Origin of the sequence: Xanthomonas sp. SHU 199, from assembly GCF_000364665.1 — a bacterium.
Classification (GTDB): Bacteria; Pseudomonadota; Gammaproteobacteria; order Xanthomonadales; family Xanthomonadaceae; genus Xanthomonas_A; species Xanthomonas_A sontii.
This window is the reverse complement of the sequence record NZ_AQOI01000382.1, coordinates 1-12,465: the sequence shown is the minus strand read 5'-3', so window position 1 is coordinate 12,465 and position 12,465 is coordinate 1. Positions and strand designations below refer to the sequence as shown.

The following is a 12,465-nucleotide window of genomic DNA, read 5'->3' as shown; positions in this document are numbered from 1 at the left end:
CCCGCCGATGGCGGCCGCATCGGCTACCGTTCGTGGATCCACCACACCCAGCTCGGCGCCACCAACTTCACTGTGATCGAGGATGCGATGGGCCTGCGCCCGCGCAGCGATGCCCTGATCGAGCTGTATCCCATCGACATCGGTTGGGACCATTTCGCCGCCGACCGCCTGCGCTACCGCGACCGCGACCTGAGCATCGTCTGGGACCGCGACGGGCGCCGCTACGGCGGGGCCGCGCCAAAGGGCTATTCGCTGTACCTGGACGGGCATTTGGCTTTCACCGTCGATCGTCTGGCGCACGTGCTGTACGACCCCACCAGCGGCCGCGTGCAGGCCTTGCCGGATGCGGTCAATGCCGGTGCCGCGCAGATGCAGGTGCTGGCCGCGCATCGGCTGGCATTGCAGGCGCCGCTGCAGGTGCGCTTTCCCGGCACTGCGCGAATCGGTGCGGTCCTCGCCGACGCGGGGCTCGACATCGCGTTGCCGCCCGGCGCGCGCAACCTGGCGCAGGGCGCGGCAGTCAGCGCCAGCTACGCGACCGACGGATTCCCGGCCACGGCGGCGGTCGACGGCAGCACCGCCAACGAACCGTTCTGGGGCACCGCCGGTTCGAGCAGTAGCAGCGACTGGCTGGAACTGGATCTGCAGCGCCCGCAGCCCCTGGACGATGTACGCGTGTACTTCTATCGCAGTTCCTCGCCTCCGGGTGAACAGCACGGCTTCCCGTCGGGCACGCGCGCCGGCTACGCGCCGCCATGGCTGTACGTGCTGCAGTACTTCGACGCCGGCGTGTGGAAGACCGTGCCGGGCCAGGTGCGCGATGCACCGATCGCGCAGGGCAACCGCAACCGCATCCGTTTCCCGCCGCTGCGCGCGCAGCGCTGGCGTCTGCAGGTGACGCATGCCGGCGCACTGCGCACCGGGATCAAGGAACTCCAGGCCTATGCCAGCGGCGCCGCCGTGCCGGTGGCGCACGGCAACCAGGCGCCGCAGGTCGAGGCCTGGCAGGAAGACGGCAGTGCGGCGGGCGGCGTGATGCGCCTGATCGGCCGGGTCGGCGACGATGCGTTGCCGAACGGCACGCTGACGCTGCAGTGGCGCACGCTGCAGGCGCCGCCCGGCGGTGCGGCGCTGTTCGAGCAGCCGCAGGCGGCCACCACGCAGGTGCGTTTCACCGCGCCCGGCGCCTACACCCTGCAGTTGCAGGCCGGCGATGGCGCGTTGCAGGGGCACGCCGAGGTCGCGGTGATCGCCACGCCGACGCCGGCCGGGCAGACCCTGCAGGTACAGGGCGAGGCTACGCCGAGCGCGCAGTTCACCGCCGGCCATCACCGCCTGCAGGCGCTCAACGATGGGCTGCTGCCGGCGCCGGACCAGGTGCCGGCCGCCGACCGCCGCTGGGGCAGTTGGGGACGCGCGCAGCCGGCCTCGGTGTGGGTGCAGTACGAGTGGCCGCAACCGCAACGGATGAACGCGGCGGCGCTGTATTTCTGGGACGACCAGCCGCAGGGCGGGGTGGCGTTGCCGCGCGCGTGGACGTTGCAATACCGCGACGGCACGCAGTGGCGCGACATCGCCGTGCGCGGCGGTTATCCGGTGCAGGGCGATGGCGCGCCAAGCCGGGTGACGTTCGCGCCGGTGGTTACCACGGCCTTGCGCGCGGTGCTGCAGACCGCGGCGCAGGGCGAGGGCCACTACGCGGTCGGTCTGGACGAATGGCAGGTGTTCGCCGAGCGCGCGGTGGCGACCGAAGCGGTGGACGTGCGCATCGCGCCCGGTCAGGCGCCGACGCTGCCGGCGCGCATCGCCGGCTACTTCGCCGACGGCAGTTGGGCCTGGCTGGGCGTGCGCTGGTCGCAGGTCGATGCGGCGGCGCTGGCCGGCGAGGGCCGCGTGCAGGTGCAGGGCCTGGCCGACGGCGGCGTGCCGGCGACGGCCAGCATCTGGGTCCGCGCGACCGCGCCGGGCCAGCTCACCACGGTGCAGGTGCCGCCGCCGCTGCATGTGCCTGCCGGGCAGACGCCGGTGCTGCCGGAACTGGTCTCCGTGCAGTACAACGACGGCTCGCGCGAGCGTGTGCCGGTGCAGTGGTCGCCGTTAGCGCCGGCCGCCTATGCCAAGCCCGGCCGCCTGAGCGTGGTCGGACAGGCGCAGGGCTGCGATGGCACCGGGACGCTGCCGGTGCGGCTGGAGCTGGTGATCGAGGCGGAGACGACGCCATGAACCGCCATCCCGTGCGCCGTGCCGTCGCCTGCCTGCTGGTGGCCTGCGCTGCCTGCATCGGCGTTGCCGCGGCCATCGCCGCGACACCGGCGGTGCCGTGGTCGCGGCAGGTACATGCGCCGGGCAATCCGATCCTGGCCGACGGCCGCGCCTACTCGGCAGATCCCGCGCCGCTGGTCGCCGACGGCAAGCTCTACATCATCGCCGGCCGCGACGAGGCGGCGCCGGAGGTCAACGACTTCGTGATCGACCGCTGGCAACTGCTGGTCACCGACGATGTCGGCCGCGGCGACTGGACCCACTACCCGACGTTGCTGCGCCCGCAGCAGGTATTCGCCTGGGCGGCGCCCGGCCACGCCTACGCTGCGCAGATCGTGCAGGGCCCGGATAAACGCTATTACCTGTATGCGCCGGTGCAGGAAGCACACTCGCGTAATGCCGATCCGTTCGCGATCGGCGTGGCGGTGGCCGACAGCCCGCTGGGGCCGTGGCGCGACGCGCATCCGCAGGGACCGATCCTGTCGCAGTCGCTGCCGGTGCCCAACGCGATCCAGAACATCGACCCGACCGTCCTGGTCGACGACGACGGCCGCGTGTATCTGTACTGGGGCACTTTCGGCAAGCTGTTCGGCATCGAACTTGAACGCGACATGGTCACGCCGAAGGGGCGGGCGGTGGCGGTGACCACGCTGGACGGCTACTTCGAAGCGCCGTGGCTGTTCAAGCGCAATGGCACCTACTACATGGCCTACGCCGACAACCATGCCGGGCCGGAGTCGGAGTGCACGCCCACGCTGTACCACGCGTGCATCGCCTACGTCAGCGCGCCGTCGCCGTTGGGGCCATGGACCTATCGCGGCGTGATTCTGCCGCCGGTGTCCTCGACCACCTCGCATCCGGGCATCGTGCAATTCAAGGGACAGTGGTATCTGGTCTACCACACCGCCGACGCCAAGGGCGGCGGGCATTTTCGCCGCAGCGTGGCGATCGACCGATTGCAGTGGGACGACACCCGGCAGCCGGCGCGGATCCTGCCGGTGGTGCCCACGCAGCGGCCGCAGCCGCCGTTGCCGCCGCAGCGCAACCTCGCTCGTTATGCGCAGGCCAGCGCGTCCAACGGCCCGGACATCCCGCACCAGTACTGGATCGCCGCGCTCAACGACGGCCGGGTCAAGCGCAATCCGTTGCCGCCGCAGCTATGGGGCAGTTGGACACCGCACAACCCGCCGCAGCAATGGCTGCAATACAGCTGGGCGCAACCGGTGACGCTGCAGGGCAGCCGCATCCTGTTCTGGGCCGATCATCCGCCGGGCGCGGACAGCGGCGTGGCGCCGCCGGCGCGCTGGCGGTTGGAGTACCGTCGCGACGGCCGCTGGTGGCCGCTGGCAGAGAGTGCGCGCGCACCCGTCGCCGGCCGCTGGCAGACGCTGCGCTTCGCGCCGGTGACCACGCGCTGCATGCGCGCGGTGCTGGACGCATCCGGCGGCGGCGAGCGCTACGCCGCACTGGCGGTGCAGGAGTGGGAGATGTTGGCGCCGCAGGCGCAGCGCTTGCCGCAGGCGACCGCGGCGGATGTGCAGCGCTGCGACATGCCTTGAGGCGAGGCGGGGGTGCCGATTGCGCCAACGTCGCCGACCTTTGCGTGCGTTCCAGTGGCGAGCCCACTGCAGACATCGGCCGCAGTTGCCGGTCGCATCATGTTCCTGTTGTGACGCTAGTTTGATTTCCGGAATGTGTGCGGAATTAGCCCGATTCCGTGGGGATAACCGTAAGGTGGATTGCGTTTCACTGCATTAGTCTGCAGACGGGCTAGCGATATGCGCGTGGCTGACTCCGCCTGTTGTCGGCGTTCTGCCGGCCGCATTCCTCTACCGGCACGCCATCGGGGTGATGGCGGATCATTCATCACGGCACGCTGTTGCAGCGCATTGCGCGTCGCTCGCCCAATCCATCCACTGTCATCGAACAAGAGGAGTGTGGAGCCGTGAAACTTGCTGCTTCTCGATTCGTGCGTCTGGTCTCCACGATGTGCCTGTCGGCTGTTCTGGCCTTGGCTGCGCAACATGCACACGCGGCGGCCGCGGCGGTCTGTACTGCCGGCCAATGGATCGCCAATCCCGGCGATACCGACATGCCGGCCGTTCGCTACGAAACGCAACACTTCGCGTTCCGCTGGAAGGACGGGCAAGCCGTGTCGCAGGACGACGTCGCCTCGGCAGCCAAGGAACTGGAACTGATCTGGTCTGCCTACATGGAGCGCGTCGGGTTTCCCGAGCCTTACTGCAACACGGCAACGAAGTACAAGGTCAGCGTCTACCTGGACCACAACTTCGGCCTGAATGGCGGTACTTCCGCCAGTGGCGGCATGGGCATGTGGATCAACCCGGATCAGTTGGGGTACCACTGGGGCCTGGCGCATGAATTGACCCATGGCTTGCAGGGCAGCACCGGCGGCTTGCGCGACTCGCCGTACGTCGGCTGGATCTGGGAATCGCATGCGAACTGGATGGCGCACCAGTATTTCCACGACGACGTGCAGTGCTCGGAGATGTTGGTGAACTACCCGCATCTCTATCTTGGCTCGACCCGCGACCGCTACTGCAACTGGCAGTTCATGGAGTACCTCAAGGATCGCTTCGGTTACACGATCATCAACGATCTGTGGGCCAAGGCGCCCAAGCCCGGCGATTCCCGCCAGGCCGATGCCGATCCGTTCTCGATCATTCGCGACAACATGGGGTGGAGCCAGTCGCAGCTCAACGACGTACTCGGCGACTGGGCCATGCACAACGTGCAGTGGGACTACACCGACCCGGACGGTCGCGACCATGGCGCCTTGATGCGCCAGCAATACGGCAGCAATACCGCGTTCGATCCGGAAAACCTGGCCGATGAGACCAATCGCGATCGCGCCCTGCGCCTGACCCAGCTGGATCCGGTGCAGGGCCAGACAGGCGTCTACCAAGTGCCGTTCGACTGGGCGCCGCAGCGTTGGGGCTACAACCTGGTCAGGCTGATTCCCGCGGCGGGTGCGACTGCGGTCGTGGTGAAGTTCCATGGCAATGTGCAGCAGAAGTCGGCGGTCGACACGTTGCCGGGCCTGGCCAACGATCCCGAGACCATCGGCACGCCAGACTCGGATTGGCGCTGGGGCCTGGTCGCAATCGATGCGAACGGCAAGCCGCGCTACAGCGCGCTGCAGCGAGGCGCGGATGCCGCGCTGTCGTTCCAGGTGCGCAGCGATGACAGCGACCTGTATCTGGTGGTGATGGGGACACCGAGCAAGATGCAGAAGATCAAGTGGGATCAGTCCTACTACTCGGTCTACCGCTACCCGTGGAGCGTCGCGCTGGAGAACGTCTATCCGTCGGGCCAGCAGCCCGGTGCGCCGGCGCCGACGCGCGTCGGCAGCCGCCATCCCAACGGCGGTGGCTGGGTCGCGCAGAACGCGTATGTCGCGTCCACCGCCTATGTCGGCCCATATGCGCGAGTGCTCGGGGGCAAGGTGCTGGGCGATGCGCGGATCGAGGACCATGCAACGATCCTGGGCGGGCAGGTGCAGGACGGCGCCGTGGTCGGCGGGTTGAGCCTGCTGCAGGACGGGTTGATGGTGAAGGATCGCGCCCAGTTGCATACGGTGTTCAAGCCGGCAGGGGCGTTCGGCGGGTTCACGCTGTCCGGTTCCGCGCAGTTGCGTGGCGACGTCGAACAACGCGGCGCGTCGGCCAGCAAGGGCGTGTTCTACGGCTATGTCGATGCGGACACGGTGACCAACCCCGATTATGGCGCCGACCTGACCGACGCGGTGCCGGAGGTCACGGCGAAGCCGCAATGATCGACCGGCAGTGACTACCAGGCGGTGTCGTGGCGGATGCACGGTGCATTCGCTGCGACACCGCCGCGGTGTCGCGATCCCGGCATGACGCGACGCGTCGTGCGGGTGGCGCATGAGCCGCAGCGCATTGGCGTGTCGGCCGCGTTCGCCCGCGCTGTCCGCAGGGCTTGGTCGCCAGCGCCAGGTCAGCACGGTGATTCGGCAGAAATCCGCATCTGCACGCATCAGTGGGGACAAGACGCGCTGTCACCCGGATGACACAGTGACCATGAATCCGCTGGTCGTTGCCCTGCGGCGTCGGCGTCCCGACATCTCATACAGGAGCAGTCCATGCCTCGATGCGTTTCTTTCCCGCATGCCGCCTCGCACGCGGGAGGCCGGCGATGAGCGGGCAGGGCATGCATCGGCATGGCGCCGCCTGCGCGCACGCAGCTGCCGACGCGGCCGGCGCCGCGCTGGATCCCTCGCGGCGCCGCTTCCTGCAATGGAGCGCACTGGCGGTGGCCGCCGGGCTGCTGCGCTTCCCGCTGGACGCCGCCGCGTCCACCCCGGGCCGGGTGCAGGCGCTGCCCTTGCAGCAGGTCACGCTGAAGCCGTCGATGTTCCTGGATTCGCTGCAGACCAACCGCCGCTACCTGCTGGAACTGGAGCCGGACCGCCTGCTGCACAACTTCCTGCAGTACGCCGGCCTTCCGCCGAAGGGCGCGGTGTACGGCGGCTGGGAGGGCGACACCATCGCTGGCCACACGCTGGGCCATTACCTCAGTGCACTGGCGAAGATGCACGCGCAGACCCGCGATCCCGCACTGCGCGAGCGCATCGACTACATCGTCGCCGAACTGGCGCGCGCGCAGGCAAAGGACGCGGACGGTTACGTCGGCGGGCTCACCCGCAAGAACGACAACGGCGCCATCGACAGCGGCAAAGTGGTGTTCGAGGAAGTGCGCCGCGGCGTCATCAAGGGTAGTAAGTTCAATCTCAACGGTAGCTGGTCGCCGCTGTACACGGTGCACAAACTGTTCGCCGGCTTGCTCGACGCGCAAGAACTGGCCGGCAACGCACAAGCGCTGCAGGTGCTGTTGCCGCTGGCCGGCTATCTTGCCGGTGTGTTCGACGCGCTCGACCATGCGCAGATGCAGACCCTGCTGGATACCGAGTTCGGCGGGCTCAACGAGTCCTACATCGAACTGGGCGCGCGCACCGGCGATGCGCGCTGGATCGCCATCGGCAAGCGCCTGCGCCACGAGAAGGTGATCGACCCGGCCGCGGCCGGGCGCGACGAACTGCCGCACATCCACGCCAACACCCAGGTGCCCAAGTTCATCGGCGAGGCGCGCCAGTTCGAGGTCGCCGGCGATGCCGATGCGGCCGCGGCGGCGCGCTTCTTCTGGGAGACGGTGACCGCGCACTACAGCTATGTGATCGGCGGCAATGCCGACCGCGAGTATTTCCAGGAGCCGGACACCATCGCCGCCTTCCTGACCGAGCAGACCTGCGAGCATTGCAACAGCTACAACATGCTCAAGCTGACCCGGCACCTGTACCAGTGGACGCCGCAGGCGCGCTACTTCGACTACTACGAGCGCACGCTGCACAACCACACCATGGCCGCGCAGCATCCGGCCACCGGCATGTTCACCTACATGACGCCGATGATCAGCGGCGGCGAGCGCGGCTTCTCCGACAAGTTCGATTCGTTCTGGTGCTGCGTCGGCAGCGGCATGGAAGCGCATGCGCAGTTCGGCGATGCGATCTACTGGCAGGACGCCACCTCGCTGTACGTGAATCTCTATATCCCCTCGCGGCTGGACTGGAGCGAGCGCGACCTGGCGCTGGAACTGGATAGTGGCGTGCCCGACAACGGCAAGGTGCGCCTGCAGGTGCTGCGTGCCGGCGCACGCGCGCCGCGCCGGCTGCTGTTGCGGGTGCCGGCCTGGTGCGAGGGCCGCTACACCCTGCGCGTGAACGGCACGCCCGCGCGTGCTGCATTGGCCGATGGCTATCTGGCGCTGGAGCGCGACTGGCGCGCCGGCGACGTGATCGACCTGGACCTGGCCACGCCGCTGCGGTTGGAACACGCCGCCGGCGATGCGGACACGGTGGTGGTGATGCGCGGTCCGCTGGCGCTGGCCGCCGACCTGGGGCCGGTGAGTACGCCGTACGACGCGCCGGATCCGGCGCTGGTGGCCGCGGCCGATCCGCTACGCGGCTTCGCCGAGCTGCCGCAGCCCGGCCATTTCCTGGCCAGCAGCACGCAACCGACGGGCCTGACCTTCGTCCCGTTCTACGCACAGTACGAGCGCCGCAGCGCGCTGTATTTCAAGCGTATGGATCCTGCACAGTGGGCGCAGGAAGCGCAGCGGCGGGCGCGGCGCCAGGCCGAGCAGGACAAGCTGCGTGCGATCGCGGTGGACATGATCCAGTTCGGCGACGAGACCTCCGAGCAGGCGCACCAGTTGCGCAGCGATACCTCCTTCGGTGGCGCCTACCGTCGGCAGCAGTGCCGCGACGTGCGCGGCAAGGGCTTCGTCGAGTTCCGCATGCGCGGCAGCGCGCAGCCGCTGGCGCTGCGGCTGCGCTTCTGGGGCAGCGACAAGGGCCGTTTCAACATCCTGATCAACGGCAAGCTGGCCGTGGAGGTGGCGGTGGAGCGCGGCCAGGTGATCGATTTCGTCGACCGCGATTACCCGCTGCCGCCGGCGCTCACCCGGGATGCGCAGCCATTGATCGTGCGCATCGAGCCGCAGCACGGCGACACCGCCGGGCCGCTGTTCGGCGGCTGGCTGATCCCGGCGTGACGCGGCATGGCGCGAATCGTTGCCATCGCCGCGCACGGTCGATTGCAGCGTGTGCCTGTCGTGGTCGTGTTCGCGCGACGCCGCGCCATGCCGCGGCACGTTGCCACGTGCAGGCGCGGAGCCCACATGACCATGCATGATTCCGCATGCGAAACCGCGAATCGCGACAAGACGCGGGCGTGCGCACACGGCACAGTGTGACCGCGTGATGAAAATCTGATCGCATCGTCGTATCGGCCGTGGCGCCGGCGCGCGCCACCGGAGCGCCGCCATCGTCGTCGGACGTCATCGTAGGAGCGGGGAGCCGCGCACGGCCGTGCGCGCAGGAAATCGGCCTCCCCGTTATGCGCCAGGCCGTCGTGGTCCGGTGCAGGCACGCCACCGCAGGCGCCGCGCAGGCGCCACCGTCCAGCAGGTCCGTCCGTCGGCATGGCGCCGGCATGGCGTCGTTCGGCCTGCGTTTTTCGCTGTTTCGTCTCGCCACCTTCCAGGAGCCCGCCCCATGTCGTTTCCGCAGCCACGCCCTTCCTTCCGCCATGCCGCGACGCCGCTGGCGCTGGCAGTCGCCACCGCCCTGTCGCTGGGGAGCGCAGGGGCGGCGCAGGCGCAGGAGGCGAGCGCCGACAGCGCCACCCAGACCCTGGACAGCATCTTGGTCACCGGCTCGCGCCTGCGCCGCGTCGACACCGAAACCGCCAACCCGGTGGTGACCATCAGCCGCGCGCAGATCGAAGCCACCGGCAAGGCTACGCTCGGCGACTTGGTGCAGGAACTGCCGTCGATTGCCGGCAACGCCACCAATCCCAACACCAACAACGGCGGCGGCACCGGCGCCTCGGTGATCTCGCTGCGCGGCCTCGGCGACAAGCGCACCCTGGTCCTGGTCAACGGCACGCGCCTGGCCAGCAACGACGTCAACGCGATCCCGGCGACCATGATCGAGCGGGTGGAAGTGCTCAGCGACGGCGCCTCGGCGGTGTACGGCTCGGACGCGATCGGCGGCGTGGTCAACTTCATCCTGCGCAAGGGCTTCGACGGCATCGAGGCCAGCGCCGACTTCGGCACCAGTTCGCGCAGCGACGGCAACCGCCGCAACTTCTCGCTGACCGCCGGCAAGACCGGCGAGCGCGGCAGCATCGTCGCCGGCCTGTCCTACCACGACATCGATCCGGTCTCGGCCGGCGCGCGCGCGTATTCCAAGGACGCGCTGTCGCTGATCGACGGGGTCGGGGTGAAGCAGGGCTCCTCGGCCACGCCCACCGGCAGCATCAGCTTCAACGACGGCTCGGCCGCGGCCAAGGCGCTAGCGGCGAGCAACGGCTGTTCGCGGGTCACCTTCAACGGCGGCAGCAGCAGCCCGACCAACGCCAGCCAGTACCACTGCTACGTCGCCTCCACCGATTCCTACAACTACCAGCCGTACAACCTGCTGCAGACCCCGCAGGAACGCACCAACGCCTTCGTGCTCGGCAGCTATCGCTTCAGCGACCACCTGGAAGGCTACGTCAACACCTATTTCAGCAAGACCACCTCGTCCTCGATCATCGCGCCGATCCCGATCTTCGCCAACGGCGACAACTTCCTGGTCTCCTCCGCCAGCTACTACAACCCGTTCGGGGTCAACTTCGGCACCGACCGCAGCACCGGCACCTCGTACAACAACTTCAACACCCGCGCCACGGTGCTGGGCAATCGCCGCTACGAGTACAACACCTACAATTTCCAGATCAATCCCGGCCTGCGCGGCAGCTTCGGCGACAGTTCCTGGCAGTGGGATGCCAGCCTCAACTACGGCAAGGTCAAGCAGAAGTCGATCAACCAGGGCTTCCTCGACTACGCCGGCTTCAACGCCGCGGTCGGGCCGTCATTCCTCGCCGCCGACGGCACGGTCAAGTGCGGCAGCGCCAGCGCGCCGATCGCCGGCTGTACCCCGATCGACGTGTTCAACCTCAACGCCGCCAGCAACAAGGCCGCGCTGGAAGCGCTGGTGGTCGATCCGATCGTCACCAACGTCTATACGGTCAAGCAATTCGAGGCCAACGCCAACGGCGAACTGTTCGCGCTGCCGGCCGGCACCGCGAGCCTGGCCGTGGGTGTCTCCTATCGCAAGGAAAGCACCAGCACCGCCGCCGATCCGCTGTGGACCGGCGACGAGAACGGCATGTGCGGCGTGCTCGAGTTCTGCGCCTCGGTGCTCGGCGGCAGCTTCAGCGTCAAGGAAGCCTATGCGGAAGCGTTGTTCCCGCTGCTCGCCGGCCTGCCCGGCGTGCACTCGCTCAACCTGACCGTGGGCAGCCGCTTCTCCGACTACGACACCGTCGGCAGCAAGACCAATAGCAAGGTCTCGCTGGAGTACCGCCCGATCGAGAACCTGCTGCTGCGCGGCACCGCTTCGCAGGTGTTCCGCGCGCCGAACATCAGCGAACTGTATGCCGGCGTGGCCGGCGACTCGCCGTCGGTCACCGACCCGTGCAACGGCTACACCGGCGGCCATGCCGCGGCCTGCGCCAACGTGCCCACCGATGGCAGCTACCAGCAGGCCGACAATCAGGTCGGCGCCAAGGCCTCCGGCGCGGCAGTGGCGGGCTACCAGCTCAAGCCGGAGACCGGCATGTCCTACGACTTCGGCGTGGTCTACGACCCGGGCTGGGTCGAGGGCCTGTCGATGAGCGCGGACCTGTGGAAGATCAACCTCAAGGACACCATCACCCAGGTCTCGGCACAGACCGTACTCAACCAGTGCTACGCCAACGACGCCAGCGCGTTCTGCGCGCTGATCCACCGCAACGACAACGGCACCGTCAACTACATCGCCGAGCCCACCGTGAACCTCGGCAAGCTGTGGGCAAGCGGCGCGGATTTAAGCCTCAACTACCGCCTGCCGGACACCGCCTGGGGCAACTTCAGCGCCGGCCTCAATGGCACCTACGTGATCCGCTACGACATCAACCCCGACACCACCGACGCCAGCACCGTCACCATCCACAACGCCGGCAAGTACACCTACGCCTACGGCAACTTCCCGCGCTGGCGTGCGTTGGGCACGCTGAACTGGAACCTGGGCGACTGGAGCGCGTCGTGGCGCGTGCGCTACATCGGCCGCACCGAGATCGGCAGCGCCGATACCCGCCAGAGCCTGTCGGCCGACGCCGACCAGCCCGCCGTGGTCCGCGACATCGGCGCCTACGTCTACCACAGCGTGCAGGTGGGCTACCAGGTTAAGCCCTGGAACACCCGCTTCGAAGTGGGCGTGGACAACCTGGCCGACCGGCAGCCGCCGCTGTACTACGCCAACAACGTCACCAACGCCAACACCGACGTGGCCACCTACGATCTGCTCGGCCGCTACTACTGGGCGCGGGCGACGGTGAAGTTCTGAGGCGGGGCCTGGTTGCGCAGGCGAGTAGGTGATAGTGCCGTGGCGGGTGGAGCCCGCCGCGGTATGTTCGGCCAGGCGCGATTCCACCTGCTAGCGAGATTCCACGTCGGCGGTAATGCCGTTCCTGCCCGCGGATCGTGCGGGCGGGGCGCTTGCTCACCCGCATCTGGCGCGCGCATGACACGAGCACGCGATGCGCTAAAGCTCAATTGTAGAAGCGACTTTAGGGC

5 protein-coding genes are annotated in these 12,465 nt (G+C 68.3%); all 5 read left to right on the top strand.

What is annotated here, in order from left to right:
• The coding region (locus tag D183_RS0112780; protein ID WP_017909340.1) for an Ig-like domain-containing protein at nucleotides 1–2,223 on the top strand (2,223 nt) is incomplete at its 5' end.
• Nucleotides 2,220–3,821, top strand: a complete 1,602-nt coding sequence (locus D183_RS0112775; protein WP_017909339.1) for a family 43 glycosylhydrolase — start codon at nucleotides 2,220–2,222, stop codon at nucleotides 3,819–3,821. The genes D183_RS0112780 and D183_RS0112775, both read left to right, overlap by 4 nt.
• A gap of 428 nt (nucleotides 3,822–4,249) precedes the next feature.
• Entirely contained in the window at nucleotides 4,250–6,058 is a 1,809-nt protein-coding gene (locus tag D183_RS0112770; RefSeq protein ID WP_017909338.1) for an Svx/AvrXca family virulence/avirulence protein, read from the top strand.
• Nucleotides 6,059–6,441: 383 nt separating this feature from the next.
• A complete protein-coding gene (locus tag D183_RS0112765) occupies nucleotides 6,442–8,856 on the top strand; it encodes a glycoside hydrolase family 127 protein (RefSeq protein WP_017909337.1) in 2,415 nt (804 codons plus the stop codon).
• Nucleotides 8,857–9,358: 502 nt separating this feature from the next.
• A complete protein-coding gene (locus D183_RS0112760) occupies nucleotides 9,359–12,235 on the top strand; it encodes a TonB-dependent receptor (RefSeq protein WP_017909336.1) in 2,877 nt (958 codons plus the stop codon).
• Nucleotides 12,236–12,465 lie beyond the last annotated feature (230 nt).

Coding starts and splice junctions, on each gene's coding strand:
- D183_RS0112765 (WP_017909337.1), top strand. CDS start 6,442: ATGAGCGGGCAGGGCATGCATCGGCATGGCGCCGCCTGCGCGCACGCA.
- D183_RS0112760 (WP_017909336.1), top strand. CDS start 9,359: ATGTCGTTTCCGCAGCCACGCCCTTCCTTCCGCCATGCCGCGACGCCG.
- D183_RS0112770 (WP_017909338.1), top strand. CDS start 4,250: ATGTGCCTGTCGGCTGTTCTGGCCTTGGCTGCGCAACATGCACACGCG.
- D183_RS0112775 (WP_017909339.1), top strand. CDS start 2,220: ATGAACCGCCATCCCGTGCGCCGTGCCGTCGCCTGCCTGCTGGTGGCC.